Origin of the sequence: Streptomyces sp. 2131.1 (genome assembly GCF_900105515.1) — a bacterium.
GTDB classification, from domain to species: domain Bacteria; phylum Actinomycetota; class Actinomycetes; order Streptomycetales; family Streptomycetaceae; genus Streptomyces; species Streptomyces drozdowiczii.
The window spans coordinates 777,586-800,013 of the sequence record NZ_FNSY01000001.1 but is presented as its reverse complement, the minus strand read 5'-3'; the positions used below and the strand labels follow the sequence as shown (position 1 = coordinate 800,013).

General features: G+C 72.7%; 18 protein-coding genes. 5 read left to right on the top strand and 13 right to left on the bottom strand.

The genetic code is table 11. The features are described from left to right. Positions 1–28 precede the first annotated feature (28 nt). Positions 29–1,369: a 6-phospho-beta-glucosidase gene (locus BLW14_RS03800; RefSeq protein WP_093704292.1), complete on the top strand. Its 1,341-nt coding sequence runs from the start codon at positions 29–31 to the stop codon at positions 1,367–1,369. Here the strand turns inward: BLW14_RS03800 and BLW14_RS03795 are convergent. The 7 genes from BLW14_RS03795 to BLW14_RS03765 all read right to left on the bottom strand — a co-directional run bounded on the left by BLW14_RS03795 (position 1,366) and on the right by BLW14_RS03765 (position 12,645). Continuing rightward, positions 1,366–3,408: a hypothetical protein gene (locus BLW14_RS03795; RefSeq protein WP_093704290.1), complete on the bottom strand. Its 2,043-nt coding sequence runs from the start codon at positions 3,406–3,408 to the stop codon at positions 1,366–1,368. The genes BLW14_RS03800 and BLW14_RS03795 overlap by 4 nt on opposite strands. Continuing rightward, positions 3,405–4,583, bottom strand: coding sequence for a VWA domain-containing protein (locus tag BLW14_RS03790; RefSeq protein WP_093704288.1), 1,179 nt, complete (start codon positions 4,581–4,583; stop codon positions 3,405–3,407). The genes BLW14_RS03795 and BLW14_RS03790 overlap by 4 nt, the downstream gene beginning before the upstream one ends. Then, on the bottom strand, positions 4,580–7,114 hold the full coding sequence (locus BLW14_RS03785) for a DUF5682 family protein (protein WP_093704286.1): 2,535 nt from the start codon (positions 7,112–7,114) through the stop codon (positions 4,580–4,582). Before BLW14_RS03785 ends, BLW14_RS03790 begins: the two co-directional genes overlap by 4 nt. Continuing rightward, positions 7,114–8,253 (bottom strand): ATP-binding protein, encoded by a 1,140-nt coding sequence (locus tag BLW14_RS03780; protein ID WP_093704284.1) that lies wholly within the window; start codon positions 8,251–8,253, stop codon positions 7,114–7,116. Before BLW14_RS03780 ends, BLW14_RS03785 begins: the two co-directional genes overlap by 1 nt. Next, positions 8,250–11,624, bottom strand: a complete 3,375-nt coding sequence (locus tag BLW14_RS03775; RefSeq protein WP_256332672.1) for a DUF4132 domain-containing protein — start codon at positions 11,622–11,624, stop codon at positions 8,250–8,252. Before BLW14_RS03775 ends, BLW14_RS03780 begins: the two co-directional genes overlap by 4 nt. A 137-nt stretch (positions 11,625–11,761) precedes the next feature. Beyond that, positions 11,762–12,193, bottom strand: coding sequence for a hypothetical protein (locus BLW14_RS03770; RefSeq protein ID WP_018519736.1), 432 nt, complete (start codon positions 12,191–12,193; stop codon positions 11,762–11,764). Then, entirely contained in the window at positions 12,187–12,645 is a 459-nt protein-coding gene (locus BLW14_RS03765; protein ID WP_093704280.1) for an ATP-binding protein, read from the bottom strand. The genes BLW14_RS03770 and BLW14_RS03765 overlap by 7 nt, the downstream gene beginning before the upstream one ends. Positions 12,646–12,851: 206 nt before the next feature. Here BLW14_RS03765 and BLW14_RS03760 point away from each other — a divergent pair, with 206 nt between their 5' ends. From BLW14_RS03760 to BLW14_RS03750, 3 genes are read left to right on the top strand one after another with little or no spacing between them, the layout of a single operon-like run. Then, positions 12,852–13,712, top strand: a complete 861-nt coding sequence (locus BLW14_RS03760) for a helix-turn-helix domain-containing protein (protein WP_093704278.1) — start codon at positions 12,852–12,854, stop codon at positions 13,710–13,712. After that, positions 13,712–13,948, top strand: a complete 237-nt coding sequence (locus BLW14_RS03755) for a DUF397 domain-containing protein (RefSeq protein WP_073965751.1) — start codon at positions 13,712–13,714, stop codon at positions 13,946–13,948. The genes BLW14_RS03760 and BLW14_RS03755 overlap by 1 nt, the downstream gene beginning before the upstream one ends. 59 nt (positions 13,949–14,007) lie before the next feature. Continuing rightward, the gene (locus BLW14_RS03750; protein WP_093704276.1) at positions 14,008–14,463 is read left to right on the top strand and encodes a YchJ family protein; all 456 of its coding nucleotides are present in this window, start codon (positions 14,008–14,010) and stop codon (positions 14,461–14,463) included. A gap of 15 nt (positions 14,464–14,478) precedes the next feature. Here BLW14_RS03750 and BLW14_RS03745 read toward each other — a convergent pair whose 3' ends face one another. From BLW14_RS03745 to BLW14_RS03720, 6 genes are all read right to left on the bottom strand, one after another. Next, positions 14,479–16,551, bottom strand: coding sequence for an MDR family MFS transporter (locus BLW14_RS03745; RefSeq protein ID WP_093704274.1), 2,073 nt, complete (start codon positions 16,549–16,551; stop codon positions 14,479–14,481). Positions 16,552–16,606: 55 nt separating this feature from the next. Continuing rightward, positions 16,607–17,434 (bottom strand): ATP-grasp domain-containing protein, encoded by an 828-nt coding sequence (locus tag BLW14_RS03740; RefSeq protein WP_093704272.1) that lies wholly within the window; start codon positions 17,432–17,434, stop codon positions 16,607–16,609. An 83-nt stretch (positions 17,435–17,517) separates the two neighbouring features. Further along, positions 17,518–18,732 (bottom strand): acyl-CoA dehydrogenase family protein, encoded by a 1,215-nt coding sequence (locus BLW14_RS03735; RefSeq protein ID WP_093704270.1) that lies wholly within the window; start codon positions 18,730–18,732, stop codon positions 17,518–17,520. A gap of 4 nt (positions 18,733–18,736) precedes the next feature. Beyond that, positions 18,737–19,210 (bottom strand): SCP2 sterol-binding domain-containing protein, encoded by a 474-nt coding sequence (locus BLW14_RS03730; RefSeq protein ID WP_093704268.1) that lies wholly within the window; start codon positions 19,208–19,210, stop codon positions 18,737–18,739. A gap of 93 nt (positions 19,211–19,303) precedes the next feature. Then, complete coding sequence (locus BLW14_RS03725; RefSeq protein WP_026243061.1) at positions 19,304–19,567, bottom strand: hypothetical protein; 264 nt, start codon at positions 19,565–19,567, stop codon at positions 19,304–19,306. 215 nt (positions 19,568–19,782) lie between these two features. Beyond that, complete coding sequence (locus tag BLW14_RS03720; protein WP_093704266.1) at positions 19,783–20,997, bottom strand: PucR-like N-terminal domain-containing protein; 1,215 nt, start codon at positions 20,995–20,997, stop codon at positions 19,783–19,785. A gap of 754 nt (positions 20,998–21,751) precedes the next feature. Between BLW14_RS03720 and BLW14_RS34980 the strand changes: the two genes are divergently transcribed. Then, positions 21,752–22,369 (top strand): hypothetical protein, encoded by a 618-nt coding sequence (locus BLW14_RS34980; RefSeq protein ID WP_256332670.1) that lies wholly within the window; start codon positions 21,752–21,754, stop codon positions 22,367–22,369. Positions 22,370–22,428 lie beyond the last annotated feature (59 nt).

Genomic DNA, 22,428 nt, shown 5'->3' with positions numbered 1-22,428 from the left:
CCCCGCGCTCCACGTACCATGCGGAAGCGTGAAGCTGACAATTCTGGGCGGCGGCGGATTCCGGGTTCCACTGGTGTACGGGGCGCTGCTCGCCGACCACGCCGAGGGCCGGGTCACGGCCGTCACCCTCTACGACACGGACCCCGACCGGCTCACCGCCGTCGCCCGGGTACTCGCCGAACAGGCCGAGGGCATCCCCGACGCGCCGGCCGTCCGCGCCACGGCCGACCTCGACGAGGCCCTGCGCGGAGCAGACTTCGTCTTCTCCGCGATCCGCGTCGGCGGCCTCGCGGGCCGGGCGGCCGACGAGCGCGTCGCGCTCGACGAGGGCGTCCTCGGCCAGGAGACGGTCGGCGCCGGTGGCATCGCGTACGGGCTGCGCACCGTCCCCGTCGCCGTCGACCTGGCGCAGCGCATCGCCCGGCTCGCCCCGGACGCCTGGGTCATCAACTTCACCAACCCGGCCGGCCTGGTCACCGAGGCGATGTCCCGCCACCTGGGGGACCGCGTCATCGGCATCTGCGACTCACCGGTCGGCCTCGGCCGCCGCATCGCCCGCGTCCTCGGCGCCGACCCGGACCTGGCGCGCGTCGACTACGTCGGCCTCAACCACCTCGGCTGGGTGCGCGGGCTGTACGTGGCCGGCCGCGACGAACTCCCGCGCCTGCTCGCCGACCCCGACCTGCTCGGCTCCTTCGAGGAGGGCCGGCTGTTCGGCGCCGACTGGCTGCGCTCGCTGGGCGCCATCCCCAACGAGTACCTGCACTACTACTACTTCAACCGCGAGGCCGTCCGCGCCTACCAGGAGGCCGCGCAGACCAGGGGCGCCTTCCTCCGCGAGCAGCAGGAGGGTTTCTACGGCCGGATGAAGGACCCGGCGACCCCCGCCCTCGCCACCTGGGACCGCACCCGCGCCGAGCGCGAGGCCACGTACATGTCGGAGAACCGGGAGGTCGCCGGGGCCGGCGAGCGCGAGGAGAGCGACCTGGACTCGGGCGGCTACGAGCAGGTCGCCCTCGCCCTCATGCGGGCCGTCGCCCGCGACGAGCAGACCACCCTCATCCTCAACGTCCGCAACCGCTCCGCCCTCTCGGTGTTCGACGCCGACGCCGTCATCGAGGTGCCCTGCCTGGTCGACGCCAACGGCGCCCGTCCGGTCGCCGTCGACCCGCTGCCGTACCACGCGGTCGGCCTCGTCACCTCGGTGAAGGCCGTCGAGCGCGCGGTGCTGGACGCGGCGGCGAGCGGATCGCGCGCGGACGCCGTCCGGGCCTTCGCCCTGCACCCCCTGGTCGACTCGGTCTCCGTCGCCCACCGCCTGCTCGACGGCTACACGAAGGCGCACCCGGGGCTGGCGTACCTGGGCTAGCCCTGCGGGACGGCGCCCTCCGCCGCGAGGAGTTCGCGGCCGACCAGGACGTGGAGCTGGGCCTCCAGCCAGGCGGCGGGCGCGGCTGTCGCGTCCGCCGCTGTCGCCTCCGGGGCCGCGGACAGCACGGCACGCAGCAGGGCCGCCGCGCGCCCGAGCCCTGTCCGGTTGAGGGCGGTGGCCGCTTCGCCGACCCGGTGCAGGGCCGAGACGGACGGCCGGCGCAGCCCGCCGTGGGCCAGTGCGGCGAGGGCCGCCACCGCCTCGTCCAGTGCGGCCGTCAGCGGGCCCGGGGCCCGCTCCGCCATGAGGCCCAGGCCGCCGGCCCCGTCGCCCGGTGCCAGGTCGGGCACGGTCACCCCGCTAGGTGTGAGCACCGCGATCGGGTCGATCCGCATGCCGCCGCCCTCCCGGAGCACCTCGCCGCTGACATGCGTGGGCCCGCGCCGCAGGGCGTCGGCCAGTGCGTCCAGCGCCCCCGGGCACTGCGGCCGGTACTCGGAGGACAGCACGGCGCGGTTCCCCGCCGCGTCGCGCACCACCGCCTCCAGGCGCTGTTCGCCCGGGTCGTAGCCGATGCCCTCGACCTCGGACAGGGCGACCACCCGGACCGCCTCGGCCGCCACCCGGGGGCGGATCAGCCGGGGCGGCCTGCCCTCCCACGAGGCGGCGAGTGCGGCGAGGTCCTCGACGAGCAGCGGGGCGGGCAACCGGGTCCAGGAGCTGCCGACCGGTGTGACGGCGGTGGCGCCCAGCCGGCCCCTCGAGACCGTCAGCGTGCGGGCCGCGGTGCGCCGGACGCTCTCGCTGACGAGGCTGCCGGTCGCGAGCGCCCCGAGAGTGGTGGACAACAGCCGCCGTCCCACGAGAGCGTGGCCGGTGGCCGCGTCGTCCCACCGCTTGCGGAGGACCAGGACCGTCCCGGCGTCCGGGTGGGCCAGATGGGCCTCGGCGACGAGGGACTCGGCGGTGCCCCGGACCCGGCAGCCGAGCGCGGTCAGCCGGACCCGGCGCAGGGGAGTGTCCGCGGCCTCGCCCGTGCCCAGCGCCCCGGGCACGCCCGAGGCCAGCCGCCGGGCGTGGACCTCGGTGAGCAGCGAGGCGACCAGCTCGGGCCGGTGCGCGGCGCCCCGCTCGGCGTACGCGGTGAGCTGATCGACGAGCTCGGCCAGCGCGGCGGCCGGCCAGTGCAGCGCGTCGGCGGCGAGCGCGTCACGGGCTCGCGCCAGTGCCCCGGTCAGGACGGGGCCGACCTGGGCGGCGCCCTCCAGGAGCAGTTCGTCGACCAGGGCGGTGGCGGCATCCAGACCGGTGAGCGAGGCGGGGGACGCGCCGGCCTCGGGTGGCGGACTGTCGTCCTCCGCCACCGCACCCGCGGAACCGCCGCCACCCACCCGTACGGTGACGGAGGGCTCCGCCGCTCCCACCGCGTCGGCGGCGCGGAAGGCCCAGACGGCGAGCGCGACGACCTCGGCGCGCAGCGCGGCGGAGGCGTCCGTGGTGGCGTAACCGATCTCGTCCGGGACCGGGAAACGGACCGTGCAGGACGGCAGTTCCACCCACGGCTCGGGGCGTTCCGGGGTCGGCCGGTGCACCACCGCGGAGTACCCCTGCCCCAGGACGCGGCGCGCGGCCGTGACCGGGCGCGCGCCCAGCGCCTTCGTCAGCGTGTCGTCGTCGAGGGCGCCCGGGGACCAGTCCGCGGGCGCCGTCCCGGCAGGGGCTTCGGCCGCGCCGCGCCGGTACGCGAGGACGAGCGCGACGAGGTGGCGGCACACGCCCGTCGCGGCACACCCGCAGGTCCCGTCGTCCAGTCCGGCGCCGGCGGGCAGTACGGTGGCCGTGCCGTCGGGGAAGACCGCGCGCACCGTCGCGGCGGCGTCGGTCGTCAACTCCGGTGCGAGGCCCGCGTCCAGGTCCTTCGCGGCGCGCTTGACGAGACCCCGGTTGGTGAGCGCGGCCAGCGATTCCGGGGTGAGGGCCAGCAGATCGGGCCTGCCGGGGGAGTGCGCGGCCGAGGGCGTGGTCTCCGCAGTCACCGTCCCAGCCTCTCCGCCACGAACTCCGCCAGCCGGCCCGGCGTCATCGCCCCGATGTGCGCGCCCGCCTCGGCGAGCCGCCCGGCCAGCTCGCGGTCGTACTCCGGGTTCGCGTCCTCGTCGAGGGCCGCCAGCCCGAGCACGGTGGTGCCCTGTTCCACGAGCGCGCGCACGGTGCGGTGCAGCCGGTGGGCGTCGCCGCCCTCGTAGAAGTCGGTGATCAGGGCGACGATCGTGCGGCGCGGGTTCTCCACGAGGTCCGCCGCGTAGGCCACGGCCCGCGCGATGTCCGTACCGCCGCCGAGCTGCACCCGCATCAGCAGCTCCACCGGGTCCGTCACATCGGCCGTCAGGTCGACCACGTTGCTGTCGAAGGCGACGAGGTGCGTCTTGAGGCCGGGCAGCCCCCACAGGCAGGCGGCCGTCACGGCGGAGTGGATCACCGAACCGGCCATCGAGCCCGACTGGTCGACGAGGAGGATCAACTGCCACCGCGTCACCTGGGGCCGCGTACGGGAGTGGAAGTGGGGCCGCTCGATGAGCAGGCGCCGCTCGTCGGGCCGGTAGTGCGCCAGGTTGGCCCGTACGGTCCGGTCGAAGTCGAAGTTCCGGGCGAGCGGGGTACGGCTGGGGCGGCGGGAGCGGGTGCCGTGGAAGGCCTGCCGGATCTCGGGGCGCAACCGGGCGAGCAGTTGCGCGACGACCGATTCGACGATCCGCCGGGCCGCGCGCAGCACCTGCGGGTTCATCAGGTGCTTCGTCCGCAGCACGGCCCGCAGCAGCGTGGCACTCGGCTCGACCCGCTCCAGCACCTCCGGATCGGTGACGATCTCCTGGATGCCGTAACGCTCGACGGCGTCCCGCTCCAGGCGCTCGACGGTCTCCTTGGGGAAGAGCCGGTGGATGTCGTCGAGCCAGTCCACGGCGGTCACCGGGGAAGGGCCGGTGCCGCCCGTGCGCGGGGCCGCGCCCGCGCGCCGCACGCCTCGCCGGGCCAGGTCCGGGTCTCGGCCGTATAGCCAGTCGAGCGCGGAGTCCTGGCCGGCCCGTCCGGGGCCGAGCGGGCCCGTGTGCCGCTCGGCGGGTGAGCCGAGCACCAGACGCCACCGTTCCAGACCGGGGTCGGGTCCGGGCGCGCCGTCAGCGCCGGGTGCGGGGGTGAGGGGCCCGGTCATGACGGGGTTCCTCCGATTCCGTGGCGGTCGAGTCCGTAGCGGGCGAGCAGGCCGGTCACGCGGTCCTCCAGGGCTCCGGCGCGGGCGATGAGCAAGGGGTCGGCCGTCGTCCGCAACAGGGCGCGCGACGAGCCCCGCAGGCCGCGCCGCGCCAGCAGCTGCGAGGCGATCCGCTCCCGTTCACGCGGCGGGAAGAACGCGAAGGCCTGACGCAGTGCGGGCAGCCCGGCCAGGAACGCCGACTCGGGCAGTCCGCACAGCACGTCGTCCAGCACCCCGACCAACGAACCCGCCCCCTCCGGTACAGGGCGCGCCCCGTCACCGGTTCCGCCCTCCGACGCACCGACCCCGTTCGTACGCACCCCTGCCGTCACCTCGTCCCGCGCCACGGCGAACAGACCGGCCAGCCAGTCGCCCAGGGCTTCCACCCCCGACAGAGCCACCGCCCGCACCGCGTCCGCCGTGCCGTCCGCAGCCCAGGCCGGATCCGCCAGGACGTGGTGCAGCCCGAACGCGGCGCCCCGCACGTCGAACGGCGCCCCGGCGTCCCGGCCGACGCGGCGGGCGACCGCTGCCGCCGCACTCCGGTCCAGCCCCGACACGCCCGGAGCGTGCCGCAGCGCGTCCCGGACCGCGACGACCGCGCGCAGGCGGGGCAGGTCCACCCCACCGGGGCCCCGCGCGCCCTCCAGGAGCCACAGCAGCCGGTCCGTCGCCCCGCCGATCACGGCGGCGAGCAAAGGGTCACGGGCCACCCCGAACACCCGGTCGTGGCGCCAGAGGCCCAGCGCGGCCGACAGCACCTCGCCGAGCGGTCCCGGCTGGGTCAGCACGCCGACCCGGGCGCCCAGTTCGGACAGGAGGTGCGCGGAGAGGCCGCTCACCCCGCAGAGCACGGTGTCGAACAGGGCGGCGGCCAGCGCACCGGCGTCCGTCTCCTCACGGGCCCGCTCCGCGAGCACCGCGGCCGCCGCCTCCGCCAGGGTCGCCCCGTACGCACCCGCCTCGACCAGGGCCGCGTCGCGGCCGTCCGCCGGGCGGGGCTCCCAGCGCTCCGTGAACACCGGGTCGACGCCGTGGGCGGGCCCGGCCGTCCGTTCGTATCCGGGCACGCCCAGCACCCGCAGGCCGTGGAGCGCCCGGCTGCGCTCCAGGTCCCCCGGGTCCGTGAGGTCGAGGCGCGGGGCGCGGGCCGGGTCGCCGGACAGGCCGAGCCGGTCCAGCTGGGCCGCCACGTCGTGGACGAGCGGCGGGGCCGGTGTGCCGGGGTGCAGCCGTCCGGTGCGCGCGCCACCGCAGGCCGCGAGGATCTCGACGACCACGGGGTGGGTGCCCGCGCGGATCGCGCCGCGGACCGTCCACGGCAGCGGGCCGTCCAGGTCGTCGGTGATCAGGGCGCCCGCGAGGCCGTCCAGCACGTCGATCCGGGCGGTCCGGGGGTGGCCGCGCAGGGCGGTGAGACCCTCGGTCAGGCTGCGGGCGGCGACGAGGTCCGCCGTCGACACCGGGACCTTCCGCGCCCGCAACCGCTCGACGACGGCCCGCAGCAGCCGGTCCGCCGCCTCCTGCGGGCCCCGCTCCCAGACCTCCTGGTAGAAGCCGGGGGACGGCATCCCCGACTCGTACCCCGCGAAGGCGTCCAGCCGGCGGAACGAGTACGGCACGAGGAAGCTCCCCGCGTCCGCGCCCGACGGAGGCTCCGGCACCAGCGGCCAGCCGTCCGCGCCGAGTTCGACGCCCGGCGCCGCGTCGAGGTCCACGCCAGGCGCCGTGCCGAGCGCCATGCCCCGTACCGCGTCGAGGTCGACGCCCGGCGCCGTGCCGAGCTCCACGCCCCGTACCGCGTCGTGCTCCACGCCCGGTGCAGCGTCGCGCACCGCCTCCGGGCCGCCGGACGCGGCGAGCCTGCGGAGGGCCGGCTGATGGAAGCCGCCGGTCACCACCAGGACGGGGCCGCCGTCCGCCGCGGCCACCGCCGCCCGCACCCACGACGCCATGTACGCCTCGCGCGCCCGGTCTCCGGCGTCCGCCTCCGCGTCCCCGCGGACCAGCGCGAAGTAGGCGTCGAGCCGTTCCGCGACGCCCTCGTCCGGCTCGGCCTCGAAGAGGCGGTCCCACAGCGCGTCCGGGGAGTCCACGGCGAACTGCTCGCAGAGCCGCTCGGTCGCCCGCGCGTACCGGACCTCCGCGTCGGCGTACCGGTTGGTGCGCTCCGCGAACGCCGGGTGCCAGGCCGGCAGGTCGATGAAGCGGACCTCCGCCCCCGCCGCCCGGCCCGCGCGCAGCGCCACCCACTCGGGGGAGTAATCGCACAGCGGGGCCCAGGACGTCGCGGCGCGCCGCCCGTCGCGGTAGTGGCTGAACACCGCGACGGGCAGCTCGTGGCCGAGGAGGAGCTCGTCCAGCCGGGGGTTCATCTCGGCCGGTCCCTCGACCAGGACGTGTGCCGGCCGGAGTTCGTCGATGGTGCGCTCGACGAGCCGGGCACAGGCGGGGGAGTGGTGGCGGACGCCCAGGAAGACGGCGGTCATCAGTCGTCCAGCAGATGGCGCGCGTCGTACAGGGCCTGCCACTGCGGGGTGCGGCGGCGTCCGGCCTGCTGTTCGAGGTAGCGGCGGAGCCGGGCCAGGTCCTCGGGGCTGTCCTTGGCCGCCGTGCCCGCGAGGCAGGCGACGACATCGGACGCGTTGCCCGGCTCGCCGCGCAGGTACCAGCCGCGCACCCCGACCGCGTGGGCGACCGATACCGCCTCCGCCGTACTCATGACCGCCGTGGACCGGTCGCCGCCCCCGCCGTGGCCGTCCTTGGCACCGGCCCCGGCGCGCAGTTCCCGGAAGGTGCCGACCAGGACCTCCAGCACGTCCCGGTCGGGCGGCGGTTGCACGCCCGAGCCGGACAGCAGCCTCGCCACCTCGGCCTCCACCAGGTCCAGTTCGGTGTCGAGGTCGGGGATCGGGAAGACCGTCTCGAAGTTGAAGCGGCGTTTGAGCGCCGCGCTCATCTCGTTGACGCCCCGGTCCCGGGTGTTGGCGGTCGCGATGACGTTGAAACCCTGGCGGGCGAAGACCATGCCGTCGGCGCCGGGCAGCTCGGGGATCGCCACGACCCGCTCCGAGAGCAGGGACAGCAGCGAGTCCTGGACTTCCAGTGGGCAGCGGGTGATCTCCTCGAAGCGGACGAGCCGCCCCTCCGCCATGCCGCGCAGCATCGGCGCGGGCACGAGCGAACGCGTCGAGGGACCTTCGGCGACCAGCAGGGCGTAGTTCCACCCGTACTTGATCTGGTCCTCGGTGGTGGCGGCCCCGCCCTGCACGGTGAGCGTCGAGTCGCCGCTGACCGCGGCCGCGATCAGCTCGGACAGCAGGGACTTGGCCGTGCCCGGCTCCCCGACGAGCATCAGACCCCGGCTGGTCGCCAGCGTCACCAGCGCCCGGTCCACGAGCGACGGATTGCCGACGAACTTCCGGCTGATCCCCGCCTCCGGGTCGCCGACGACGAAGCGCCGCGCCGCGCGCAGGCTCAGCTCCCAACCCGGCGGCCGGGGATCGCGGTCCCCGGCCCGGAGCGCGGCCAGCTCGCCCGCGTACCGCACCTCGGCGGGCGGCCGCTGCACCGGCGCCCCAGCACCGGCCACGCCCGGTCCGGCGGGGGTCTCGTCCCGTACGGTCATGATGCGGCGCCCTCGGTGAGCGCGGCGAGGTCGGCGAGCAGCTCGGAGGCCGCCACGGCGTCCAGATCGCCGAACCGCAGGTCGTAGGTGCGGCTGCCCCAGTAGTCGGAGGGCCGGCTGTCGAGCCAGACGGTCTCCAGGACCTGTTCGGGGTACACGTCGACCATGCCGACCGCGATGCCCCCGCCGAGGGCGATCACCAGGTGGAGGTCGTCGCCCAGCGGCTTGGAGATCCAGCGCTCCACGCCGTTGTCCTCCGGGTTCCCGCGCTGCCAGCCGAACCGCTCCAGGCCGAGGACCTTGCCCGTGGGCACCTTGTACCCCTCGAAGCGCCCCAGGCGGTGGCCGGCGGCCTCCTCATCGGTCAGCGCGAACACCGGGCGTCCGAGCTGCTGGAAGGGCTGCAGGATCTCGTAGTCCGCGAACACCTCCGACCAGGCGGTCACCCCCTCACCCAGGTGCAACGGGTGCGCCAGCCGCACGGCCGCCCCGGCGGGCAGCTCGAATGCGTCGTCCTCGACGTCGGCGAACGTCCGGTCCTCCGCGACCCGGAAGGCCGTGGTCACCCCATCGGCGTCGCTCAGCCACACCAGCCGGCGCACCAGGTGCCACATCAGCGGGTGGCCCACGAACAGCTCGGTGAACTCCTGGGCCGTCCAGGAACGGCCCGCCACCATGGCGGCCTCCAGCCGGCGGACCTGGTCGGAGGCGAGCGTCCGGACCTCCTTCTTCAGGGCCATGAAGCGCTTGCGCTCGGCCGGTGCCAGCTCCGGGTCGTCCTTCGCCCCGGGCTTCGGCAGGTCCTTGCGCTGCTTGCCGTCGCTGTCCCGGACGTAGGGCCGCAGCTGCTCGTCGAAGCCCACCGTGAACGTCCGGCCGCCGTAGTCGACGACCGTGGAGCCGTCCGCGTCCAGGCCGAGGTCGGGCACCAGCCGGTCCGAGAGCTGGTCGCCCGTCAGCCCGAGGCCCGCCGCCACCTCGGCGATCTTCTCGGTGGCCCGCACCTTCAGGGCCTTGAACTTCACCCGCTGGGAGATCCCGTGCAGATGGAGCAGCGCCGAGTCGGTGCCGATCACCGCGAGCACGTCCAGGCCCTCCACGGCCCGGTGATGGGCACTCTCGCCGGGCCAGGCCCTGATCACCGGCGTCAGCCGGCGCACCGTCCCGTCGTCGCCCAGCACCCCCAGCGCGTGCAGCGCCCACGCCTCCTTGGCGGGCATGAGTGCCTGGCGCCACTGCTCGAAGAGCGCCCAGGCCAACTCGGCCGCCGAGGCCGGGTCCACTACGCGCACCGCGTCGGCGAGGCCCGGATACGGCTCGCCCGGCTTGGACAGGGCCAGCATGGTCAAGAGCTGGCGGACCGACTCCTCGGGCAGCGCCCCGCCCGAGGCGACCGCGACCTGCGGCAGCAGCGCGGGGTTCGCCCAGCCCGGCAGCTCCGGCATGGTGGCGGGCAGCGCCCGCTCCAGCGGGTCGGCGGCCAGCAGTCCGGCCACCGCCTCCGCCGCCTTCGCGCCGTACCCCTCGGCGGCCTCGCGCACCACCGCGTCGCCGTGCAGCGTGGCGATCAGGAGCAGCGCCTGTTCGGCGGCCCGCCGTGCGTTGCCGGCCTTGCCGACGGCGCCGGGCACCAGCAGCGGGGCGGCCCGCACCCCGTGCCGCTCGAACCAGGAACGGGTCACCGAGGCCGTGGACTTGAGCCGCACCGCCCAGTCGGCCATGTGTACGGCGATCCGGGCGTCGACGAAGGGGAGCAGCAGCGGGGCGAGCGCGCTGGGCTGGCGCGGTACGGCGCGCAGCAGCAGGGGCAGGGCGGCGAGACCGAAGCGGGCGGCCACCGGCTTCAGCGTGTCCGCGCCGTCCCACAGATCGGTGGGGTCCCAGATGTCGAGCAGGGGCGCGACCCGCTCCTCGGGCCCGTGGACGTAGATCCAGGCCGGCCGCAGGTCCGACGCGTCGAGGCCGTAGCGGAGCGACGCGAGCGTCTGCTCCCAGTCCTTCACCGGCTCCCGCCGGGTGTACCAGCTGCTGCGGGCCGCCCACTGCTCGCGCTCCCCGTCCTGCCACTCCACGGCCGGCTCGCCGGCCGCCGTGAGGCCGGCGACGACTACGGGCCGGGTCCTGGTCCGCTCCCTGGTCCACGGCGGGGCCGTCAGCACGGTCGGAAGGGCGTCGGCCGGAGCGTCCGCGATACGGTCCGCCGGGTTCAGCAGGGGCTCGACGATCTCCGCCAGGCCGGTGTCCAGCGTCGGCAGCACCGACTCCGCGAGCGCGCGGTGCGCGGCGACGTGTGCGTGGAGCAGTCCGGATGTCGAGGTCGCCGGGAGTCCCGCCCGGTCGCGGGCGTCCGCGGCGAGCAGCCGCAGCGCCCGGGCCGGGTAGCGGCGCATCGCCTCCAGGAGCGCGGGGCGGATCTGCTTGTCGTCCGCCTGGGCCAGCAGCGCGCGGAACGCCGCGTCCGTGGGGAACTCGACGAACACATCGGCGAGCTGCCGCTTCGTCTCCGCGTAGAAGTACCCCTTCTCCAGCTCCTTGGCGAGCATCGGGACGACGGCTGTCCCGATGCCCTCGGCGGCCGTGGCGATAGCGCTCATGGTCCGGTCGAAACCGGAGGCCTTCGTGAACAGGGCGGCCTGCTCGGGCGAACCGAGGGAGCAGAAGACCAGGGAGAGGAGGCCGGAGTCGGCCGAACCCGTCGTCCGCGGGTCGGTGCACAGCTCCGCGACCCAGTCGGTCTCGCTCGGCGCCAGATAGGCCGCGACGACCTTCCGGTGGGTGTCGGTGCGGCAGGCGGAGAGCGCCTCGACCGTGGCCCGGTACGTCCCCTCGTCCGCGGCGGCGAGCAGGGCCCGCACCCGGTCGGCGGCGACCCGGCCGTAGGAGGAGTACGGTTGCGTCTCCCTGTCCGGGGGCCAGGCCTCCAGCCACGCGTCGTAACGATGGGAACCGCTCTGCTTGTAGTGCGGCAGGGTCATGAACAGCTCCACCGTGGCCAGGGCCGCGAAGGACAGCCCGTGCAGCCGCACCCAGCTGTCCGCCCAGGCGTTGCCGGGCGGCGCGTGCATTCCCGTCATCTGCGCCACGGCCGCCGCACCGGCCGGTGAGGGCTCCCCGTCCAGATGCCGCCGTACCTCGGCGACGAGGGTGACGTCGCTGCGCGGCGCGTCCAGGAACTCCTGGATCCACGCCTGTTCCTCGGCGGTCCGCTGCGCGACCGCGTCCAGCAGCTTCTTGTCCGCCAGGGCGGGCGTCCGCGCGATGCCCCCGCGCCGGGGATGGACCAGGCGCCGCCACTTGTCCGGCAGGACGAAGGTGTCCTCGTCGATCCCGGTCTCCCCGAACCGGGACGCAGCGTACTCGGCAGACTCCACGGCACCCACAGGGACCGCCCCCATTCCTACCCCTTGAACCCGCATGTCACGGGCTTCTCGATCAGTGGTTCCACAGTAGAACCGACCACTGACAACGCAGTGTGACCGGGGAGGGGAGGACGGGACCGGCGGTCCGGTCAGGGGGCGGAGACGGCTCGGGGTCCGTACGCCTGGGTCCACGACGGCGTCACGCCGGTCACCTGGCAGACCATCAGGAACAGCGGGATCGGCGGAGTGTACGGCGTACGGCTGTCGGGCTGGTGGATCAGCCGGGGCCGCACCGCGGGTACGCACGTCCCGCGCGCGTACGCGACCTGCTCGGGCCAGTCCAGGTCGAGGTCGGAGCCGGCCGGGACGATCCACCACCAGCGCTCGGCGTCCGCGAAGACGCAGCCGGTGCGCGGCAGATGGGACATCAGGCGGAAGCCGTGGCGCGCGGGCACCCCGACCGCGTCGCAGCCCAGGCTCGCCGAAAGCGTCGTGGGCAGCGGCAGCTGGACCCGGCCGGAACCGGCGGGCTCGCGGGAGCGGCGGTGTCCGAGGAAGTGGTTCATGGCGTTCTTCAGCATGAGTGCTCCGAGCCGTGCGGCAGTTCTGCCCAGACGATGCGGCCCGAGCGGTCCCCGGCGTCGTGCGACCCCCAGGCCCCGGCCAGTGAGTCGACGAGCAGCAGGCCGCGTCCGTGCTCGTCGTCGGCGCCTCTGCCCAGGCGCGGTCCGCCGGGCCGGCGCCCCTGGTCCTGCACGGATATGCGGAGCCGGCCGTCCAGGCGCCGCAGTTCGCAGAGCACTCGCGTGCTGGACGTGTGCACGACCGCGTTGGTCACCAGCTCGGACACGATCAGGACCGCCGCGTCGCGCGCGTCGCCACCCGTGCGCCACTCGCCGAGCCGGGCCTTCGTCAGGCGCCGGGCGGCGGCGACCGATTCGGGGTGCGCGGGCAGCGCGAAGCAGTACCGGAGCGCTTCGGCCCCCGGGCTGAGATCCATGAGCCGGGGGATGAGCGCACTGCCAGGTGCCACGACCGAATCCTCACAGTGGGGGCTGCGTCACGCTTCGCGATCTTCGGAAAAGAGCGCGGGCACGACAGGTCAACTGATTCGGATACCAACTCTCCCCCTGTCAGGAACACTTGGCAAGGGGCACTCTGAAAATTCCAGAGTGGCTGTGTCTTTGGCGGCAGGCGCATGGCACACTGCACCCAATACAGCGCATGGGGAGGTCTGAAGTGAGCGAACCGCGGTCCGCCCCGACCGTGGGCCAGGTCGTTCTCGGCAAGCGTCTGCAGGACCTGCGGGAGCGTGCCGGCATGAGCCGGGACCAGGCCGCCAAGGTGCTGCGCGTGACCGCCGCGACGGTGCGCAGGATGGAGACGGCCGAGGTCGCTCTCAAGATCCCCTATGTCCAGGCGCTGCTGAAGGCATACGGGATCGCCGACGCGGAGAACGACGCGTTCGTCGAGCTCGCGGAGGAGGCCAACAGGCCGGGCTGGTGGCAGCGGTTCCACGACGTGCTGCCGGACTGGTTCAGCATGTACGTCAGCCTGGAGGGGGCCGCCAGCCTCCTGCGCATGTACGAGCCGCACTTCGTCCCCGGACTGCTCCAGACGGAGGACTACGCGCGGACCGTGATGCGCACCGGGGCCATAGGCCAGACCAGGCCGGAGGACATCGAGCGCCATGTGGCGCTGCGGATGGAACGCCAGTCGCTGCTGACCAGGCCGGACGCCCCGCGCCTGTGGGTGGTGATGGACGAAACCGTTCTGCGCCGTCCGGTGGGCAGCGACGAGATCATGCGCGCCCAGGTGGACAAGCTCCTGGAAGCGACGACGATGCCCAACGTGACCCTGCAGATCGCGGAGTTCTCCACCGGTCACCACCCGGGGACGTACGGGCCGTTCGTGCTGTTCCGGTTCGCCGTCCCCGAGCTGCCCGACATGGTCTACAGCGAGTACCTGACCGGGGCCGTCTACTTCGACGCGCGGCCGGAGGTGGCCTCCTACCTCGAAGTCATGGACCGCATGGCGGCCCAGGCCGCGACTGCACAACGCACGAAGGAACTCCTCCGGGACTTCCGCAAGGAGCTGTGATGACACCCATATACAACGGCATGCCGGCCGCTGACCTCGGCTCCGAGGGCTGGTACAAGCCCTGGAGCGGTGGCAACGGCGGCAACTGCGTCGAGGCCATGAAACTGGCCGACGGGAGAATCGCCATGCGCCAGTCCGCGGACCCCGACGGCCCCGCCCTCATCTACACCCACCACGAGATCGCCGCCTTCATCCAGGGTGCCAAGGCCGGCCAGGCAGACTTCCTGCTGACCTGACCTGCCCGAACAAAGAGCCCTCCGTCGGGCGAGGGCGTCCCGCAGGCCACAATGGACACATGTCCCGACGCACCTCCCGCGCCCGGCGTCCGTCCGCCGCGAGCCCCCGCACCACCCCCGCCCCCGAGATCAGCGCGGTTTCGCCGTGCCCCTGCGGGCTGCCCGCCGCCTACGCCGAGTGCTGCGGCCGGCTGCACGCGGGGGCTCCGGCACCGACCTGCGAGGCGCTGATGCGGTCGCGGTACGCGGCCTTCGTCGTCCGGGACGCCGGGTATCTGCTGCGCACCTGGCACCCGGACCACCGCCCCGGCGTGCTCGACCTCGACCCCGGACAGCGCTGGCAGGGTCTTGAGGTCCTGGAGACCACGGAGGGCAGCGCCTTCCACACCACCGGCACCGTCACCTTCCGCGCCCATTGCACGGCGGGCGGGCGCGCCGATTCCCTGTACGAGAAGAGCCGCTTCGTCCGGTACGAGGGTGCCTGGGTGTACGAGACCGCGGTCTTCGCGGACTGAGGACGCGGGCGGGGCTCAGACCGGCGCGCCCGCCGGGGCCACCGGAGCCAGTTCCTGCGTCAGGTCCTCCGCCAGCAGCCGCTTCGCGATCACGTCGACCGCCGCACGCAGCCGGGCGTCGTCCGGGCGCTCGCCGTCGTCGCCGAGCTGGTCGTTGAGCCAGCGCGCCCAGGCGTCGTTGATGGTCCGGGCCTCGCGGCTGCCGGCCGCGGTGTGCTGGAACAGGTGGCCGTCCCCGGTGAGGAACCCCTCCTCGATCATGCGGTCGAAGACCGGGACCAGGACCTCCGGCGGAATCCGGTGCCGCGCGGCGATCAGCCGGAGCCCGGCGTGACCGACCATCCGCGTGAACAGCTCGACCTGCATCACCGCCCAGGCGCCCGCCATGTCCAGCCGGGTGTCCGACTCCACGACGATCCGCCGCGCCGTCTCCGGGTCCACCCGCCGCAGCACCTTGGCCACCGAGAACTCCAGCAGCCGGGCCGGGTCCTGGGTGTTCGGCGAGGCGAAGCCCTCACCCATGTCCGTCGAGCCCGCCCGTACGGTGTCCCGCAGCTTCACCTGCTTGAGGAACAGCGCGACGACGAACCCGAGCAGCGCCACCGGAACCGTCCACAGGAACACCGTGTGCAGGGTGTCCGCGTACGCCTGCGCCAGCGGCTCCGACTGGGCGGCGGGCAGCGCGTGCAGCCCCTCCGGGCTCTGGGACGCCTTCGCGAGGACGGCCGGATCGCCGCCCGCCCGCGCGGCCTCGGTGATCCCGTCCTTGAGGTGCGGGCCGAGGGCGTTCGCGTAGATCGTGCCGAAGACCGCGGTGCCGAAGGAGCTGCCGAGCGTACGGAAGAAGGTGACGCCCGAGGTCGCGGTGCCCAGGTCCGCGTAGTCGACGGTGTTCTGTACGGCGATCGTCAGGACCTGCATGGAAAGTCCGATCCCGACGCCGAGCACCAGCATGAACAGCGACTCCAGCCAGACCCCGCTGTCCGGGCCCATCCGGGAGAGCAGGAACAGGCCCACCGCCATGACCAGTGACCCGATGATGGGGAAGATCCGGTAGCGGCCGGTCTTGCTGACGACATTGCCGCTGAAGATCGACGCCGCGAGCAGCCCGACGACCATCGGCAGCGTCCGCACCCCCGACAGGGTCGCCGAGTCGCCGTCCACGTACTGGAGGTACGTCGGCAGGAAGATCATCGCGCCGAGCATCGCGAAGCCCACGATGAAGCTGAGGATCGAACAGACCGTGAAGACCGGGTTGCCGAAGAGCCGCATCGGCAGCATCGGCTCCTTCGCCCGGAACTCGACCAGGCAGAACAGCGCGAGCGCCACCAGACCGAGGACGAACAGGCCGATGATGACGCCGGAGCCCCAGGCGTACTCGTTGCCGCCCCAGCTGGTGGCCAGGATCAGGGCGCTGGCCCCGACGGTGACCAGCGCGATGCCCAGGTAGTCGATGACGGGCCGTCCGGCCGCCTTGACCGACGGGATCGTCCGGGCCGCCGCGATGACCACCACGATCGCGATCGGCACATTGACGTAGAACGCCCAGCGCCAGGTCAGATGGTCGGTGAACAGTCCGCCGAGCAGCGGACCGATCACCGTCGACACACCGAAGACGGCGCCGATCGCGCCCTGGTACTTGCCCCGGTCGCGCAGCGGGATGACGTCGGCGATCAGCGCCATCGAGGTGACCATCAGACCGCCGGCGCCGATGCCCTGGAGGCCGCGCCACACGATCAGCAGCGTCATGTTCGTCGCGAGCCCGCAGAGGAACGAACCGGTGATGAAGATGACCGCGGACAGCTGGAAGACGATCTTCCGCCCGAACAGGTCGCCGAACTTGCCGACCAGCACCGTCGCCACGGTCTCCGCGAGGAGATAGGCGGTGACCACCCACGACATGTGGGCGGCGCCCCCGAGGTCCGAGACGATCGTCGGCAGCGCGGTGCCGACGATCGTCTGGTCCAGCGCGGCCAGCAGGATGCCCAGCACGATCGTGGCGAAGACGATGTTGCGGCGGCGTGGGTCGAGCACGGGCGGCGCTGCGGCACTCTGCGCGGCGGGGGCGGTCTCGCTGGCAGTGGTCACCTTTGCACCCTCACATCGCTCGGTGTCACCCGCATGCGGGGCACGTCCGGACGTGTCAGGTGAGCAGATCCCGCAGCGAGACCGTCATACGGGCGGCGAACGCCTCCCGTACGGGGGCGGCTACCCGGTCCAGCGAGAGATACGGGTTGAGGTCTTCCAGTTCCACGAGGAGCAGCTCGCCGTCCGCCGTCCGGCAGGCGTCCACGCGCTGGATGCCGTGCTCCAGGGTGTTCCACTCCACGAACGACCGGGCGAACGCCAGGTCCGCCGCGCTCGCCGCGTAAGGCTCCAGCACCCACCGCCGCTCCGGGTCCGGGGCGTGCAGCGCGTATTGGAAGTCGTGGTCGACGTAATAGAAGGACACCTCGTAGCGGAAGTCGATCCGGGGCTGGACGAGCAGGGTGCCGTCGGCGGCGGGATCGAGCTCCGGCGCCGTCACGAAGGTGAGGCCGACCGAGTCCGCGCCCAGCTTCGGCTTGACGACATAGCCCTCGGCAGGCGGCAGCAGCCCGAGGTCCGACGCCCGGTCCACGGTGGGTATGACCGGGTACCCGGCCCGGCTCAGGTCGACGAGGTACTGCTTGCCCGCCATGTCCCCGCGCCCGGTCAGCGGGTTGTACACGCGGGTGCCCAGCTCCAGGGCCCGCGCCCGGAACGCGTCGTACGCCTCCCGGTAGTGGAGGACCGGGCCGCTGTTGCGTACGACGACGGCGTCGAAGCGGTCGAGCAGGGCGGCGGCGTCGCGCGGATGGCAGAGGGCGAGGTCGAAGTCCTCGCGCAGCCGCGACGTCAGGCGGATGTCCTCGTCGCAGTAGCGCCGGCCGCGCGCCTCGTAGGCGAGGTCGGTGACGAGGAGGACGGACGGGCGCGGGACGGCGGGCATGACGTTTCCCCCGGGTGCGGCTGTGGTATCGGACCCGCTCATCCTCGCTGGCCCGGTTCCGCGCCCGCCCGCCGCCCCCGCGCTCAGCGGATGTGGCGCCCGGAGATCGCCCGTGCGATGACCAGGCGCTGGATCTCGCTGGTCCCCTCGAAGATCGTGTAGATCTTGGCGTCCCGGTACATCCGCTCCACCGGGTGCTCCCGGCTGTAGCCGGCGCCGCCGAGGATCTGGACGGCCTTCTCCGTGGCGGCCACCGCGAGTTCGCCCGCGCGGAGCTTGGACATGGAGCCCTGTCCGGCGTCGAAGGTGCGGTCGTTGCGGGCCATCCACGCGGCCTGCCAGATCAGCAGCCGTACGGCCTCGATCTCGGTACGGAGGTCGGCCAGGGCGAACGCGATCGACTGGTTCTCGATGATCGGCCGCCCGAACGCCTCGCGGTCGCCCGCGTACTCCAGCGCGTATTCGTACGCGGCCCGCGCGATGCCCAGTGCCTGGGCGCCGACCGTGGGGCGGCTGACCTCGAAGGTGGCCATCGCGGCCTGCCCCTTGGCGGTGGAGCCCTCGCGGGCGCGGGCGAGGCGGGCGTCCAGCTTCTCCCTTCCGCCGAGCAGGCAGTGCCCCGGCACCCGTACCTCGTCCAGGAAGACGTCCGCCGTGTGCGAGGCACGCAGGCCGAGCTTCTTGATGGTGCGGCTCGCCGCCAGGCCCTTCGTGCCGGGCGGCACGATGAACGCGGCCTGCCCGCGCGCGCCGAGCGCGGGGTCGACCGAGGCGACGACGACGTGGACCTCGGCGATCCCGCCGTTGGTGATCCACGCCTTCTGGCCGGAGATCACCCACTCGTCCCTCGCCTCGTCGTACCGGGCTCTCGTCGTCATCGCGGAGACGTCGGAGCCGGCCTGCGGTTCGGAGACGCAGAACGCCGCGACCTTCGGGTCGTCCTCGTCGCCGTAGCACTGGGGGACCCACTCGGCGAGCTGGTCCGGGGTGCCGGAGGCGAAGATCCCGGCGACCGCGAGCGAGGTGCCGAACAGGGCCATGCCGATGCCGGCGTCGCCCCAGAACAGCTCCTCGTTGGCTATCTGGAGGGAGAGCCCCGACGGGTCGCCGTACATGTCGGCCAGCGACTCGAACCCGTAGAGACCGATCCGCGCGGCCTCCTGGATGACCGGCCAGGGCGTTTCCTCGCGGGCGTCCCACTCGGCCGCCGCCGGGCGCACCACCTGGGCGGCGAAGCCGTGCACCCAGTTGCGCAGGTCCTGCTGCTCCTCGGTGAGCGCGAGGGAGAAGTAGCTCATCGGCTCACGCCTTCGGGATGTCGAAGTAGCGCGTGAGGCCCGAGGCCAGACCGACGTCACCGGCCACCTTCAGCTTGCGCATCATGAACATGGTGATGGGGTTGCCGTTGCCGGAGACCAGCTTCAGGAACTCCGCGTCCGCCATGATCAGCGTCGTACGCGGCTCGGCGTCCGAGCGGCCCTCGCTGACGGCGCAGGTGCCGTCCGCGATCGAGGTCTCGTAGACCACCTCCGTGTCACCGGTGATCTTCCAGCGGATCAGCGCCGTGAGCGCCCCCGCCGCCTCCGGGCGGAACTGCTGCTTCATCCGGCCGAAGACCTCGCCGAGAACCCGGGCGCGCAGCTCCCCGTGCATGACCTCGCCGAGTTGCTTGGCGGACAGGCCCTTCACGATCCGCGCGAACTCCTCCGGGGAGACGGCCGCGAAGTCGAGGGCGGCCAGTTCGTCGGTGACATTGCCGCTGCTGTTGTCGGCCACGCCAGTTCCTTACTCTGGAGTAAACTTACTTTTGAGTAAGGTAAGGGTGCGGCGGTCTCTTCGCAAGGTGCGGGAGCGGGTCGCCCTACGGGTTCACCAGGCGGAACCGGGGCGCACCACCAGACGGGGATGGTGGGCGGCGAGCACCTTGTTGGCGCGGGCCAGTTCCGACAGGGCCTGCTCGCGGTCGGCCTGGTCCTCGATGCCCAGCCGGGGCCCGCGAAACCTGCGGACCTCGCGCGCGGCGCAGTCGGCGTCGAATTCCGCCTGGAGGATGTGCGCGGGGGTGCAGGCGCCGATGAGCGCGGCGATGCGGTCCGGGATCGGGACGGGGACGAGCAGGTGTGAGGCGGTCATTGGGGGTTCCCTCTCGATGGTGGCCAGGAGGTCGGGCTTCGGGCCGCCGGGTGGGCGGACCGACTCCACTCCATATAACGAGACGCAGTTCCTGGTTTCTCGTTGAGTACGTCTCCGTGTGGCAACCGTTTGGGAATGACCGGCTATTTCCCCTTACCAGCAAGTAGGTTGACTTCGCGTGAAGTGCTCGTCGGGCTGAGGACGCGTCGCGCTGTTCAGATGGGTGTGTCGTTGCTGCGGGCGCGCAGCTGCATGGCGCGGAGCACGGTCTCCGTCGAGAACCGCGCCTCCGGATCGACCAGTTGATCGCCGAAGATCGATTCCAGATTGCGCATCCGGTATCGGACGGTCTGGGGGTGCACGTCGAGCAGCTCGCCCATCTGGGCCGCCGTGCCCCGGGTGTCGAGCCAGATCCTGAGGGTTTCGATGAGCCGTTCACGCCGGTTGGCGCTGATGTTGGCCATCGGGGCGAGTTCGCGGCGCGCGAGCTGGTCGAGGAGGACCGGATCGGACAGCAGCCACAGGGTGATGAGGTGGTCGTCGCAGAGGATGGCCGGCGCGTCGTCGATGACGCCGGCGTCCACCAATTCCAGCACCCGCCGGGCCCAGCGGATGGAGTCCGAGGCCAGCGACGAGGGGACGGTCAGGCCGATGGCGGCGCGGACCCCCGGGAGCGCGTGCTCCAGCATGCGTCTTCGCATGTCGTCGAAGGGACCCGGGATCAGTAAGTGCGGCTGGGGGTCGGTGAAGTCGACGAGCACGTCGCGGTCGATCGCCAGCCGGTCCAGATCGGGGGACGGGCGGACGGCTACGAGGGTCACCTCGTCCGGCAGCGTCCAGCCGGTCTGCTCGCACAGCTCCGCGATGGCCACGCGCGGCACCGGCCGCCCGGCGAGGATCAGGTGGAGCAGCCTGCGCCGCAAGGTGTCCGTGTGGTCGTCGGAGGCCGACCGCACCTCCAGGTACCCCTCGCGCGACAGGGCTTCCAGCTCGTCCACGTAACTGAACAGTGCGTCCGCGAACGTCAGCATCATCGTGGGGGAGAGGTTGTAACGCCTGCCGATCTTCTTCGCGCGGCGGAGGGCCACCCGGGCGCCCAGCCGGTACGCCCCCTGCAACTGGTCCAGGCTGCGTCCCTCGTACGCCTCGAACCGGCCGAACCTGCGGCACATCTCGTCGCGCAGCGCGGAGGGGGCGGTCGGCTCGGCCACCTGGTCCACGAACACGGAGATGCTCTGCTCGACGCCGACCCGGATGCCCTGGCCGTACGGGCCGTCGAGGAGTCGCGCGTACTCGGGGTAGGCGCGGGTGACCTCAAGGCCGATCTCCTTGATGAGGCTGGGCAGTTCGGGCCGCACGATCGTGGCGAACTCCTGCGGCAGCGGTCCCAGCGGCTCTCCCAGCTCCGAGGGTTGCGCAACTCCCGGCATACCTTGACCCCTTCTTGCTCTTCGGCGCCCGATGGGGGGTGACGGACGGGAGAGCGCTCCCAGCCGTTCTCAGGTGCGTACCAACTTCGGTTGCCGAAGATAGTCCACGTATGTGGCTCTGAACACAGGCAGGACAAGACGAAATGTATGGGCCATGTATCGGCTGTTTTCAGCCACCGCTTCGATGGGCCTCCGCACTCGCGACCGACTCGCGGATGACTCGTGCGGCGCTGATGCGGGGGCCAGGATTCCGGTAATGCGGCGGTGGCTCCGCCGCGTGGTCCCGGCTCCCGAAAAATTCCCCCTCGCTATTCGCGGTGAATTCCACTGGGCCGGCGGGGCGAAGTCAAGGGTGTGGCGGGGCGATCGGCGCGTTGGGCGGGTGAGGCCGTACGTTAGGGCCGTGACGTGGGGCGTTAGGTTGAGCGGGGTGCCGTTCCGTCATCGGGTGAGCAGGAGTCGGCGTCCCGGCTCCGGGGAACTGCTCACTTCTCGATAAAAAATCCGCGCGCCGTACTCGCCTCGCAAGCAATTTCTGAGAGAGAACGATGATTGTGGAGATTCTTTGTCCCAGCGTGTTGCGGAGCGACATTACTCGCCCGTAGCGTCATCGCCGAACGCAAGAGGTCGAGCAGCCCGTCAGGTCGGACTGCCACATTCCTGTCTCGTGACCCCCCACTCCGGGAGCGCCCCTTACCCGGCCGGAAGTGGCCCCCCGGTGTAGGTCACACACCCTCGAAGGGAACCGGATTCCGTGAACACCCTTGCACGTAGAGCCGCCATCATCGCCACCGCCGCCAGCGCCGCCCTCGGTATGGCGGCCACCTCGGCCTCCGCCGGCGCCACGGCCTCGTGGTCGGCGACCCCGAACGGCGCGTACACCGCCAGCGCGGCCAACCCGACGCTGACCGTCCCCGCCGCGACCCTGACGTGTGCCTCCTCCAACGTGACCGCGGGCAACGTCAATGCGACCAGCGCCACGGGAGCCAACATGGCGACCATCGGCACGATCGGCTTCACCAGCTGCTCGGTCGGTGGCATCACCTTCACCGTCTCCATGACCGCGACGCCGTGGACGATCAACGTCACCGGGGTGGACCCCTCGAACGCGAACCGAGTCAAGGGCAACGTCACCGGCATCTCGGCCCACATCACCGGCTTCGGCTGCGTGGCCGACTTCAAGGGCAAGGCGTACGGGTACTACGACAACAGCACCGGCAGGCTGGTCATCGACGGTTCGGGCACGGAGCTGAAGGCGTCCAACGCCAACTGCCTCGGCCTGATCAACAACGGCGACGTGGCCTCCTTCAAGGCCTCGTACCTCGTCAAGGTGACCTCGACGGGCACCTCGCCGAAGATCACGACGCCGTAAGGGCCCAGGAGCACACGGGTACGGGCCGGCCGCGAAGCCTCTTCGCGGCCGGCCCGGCC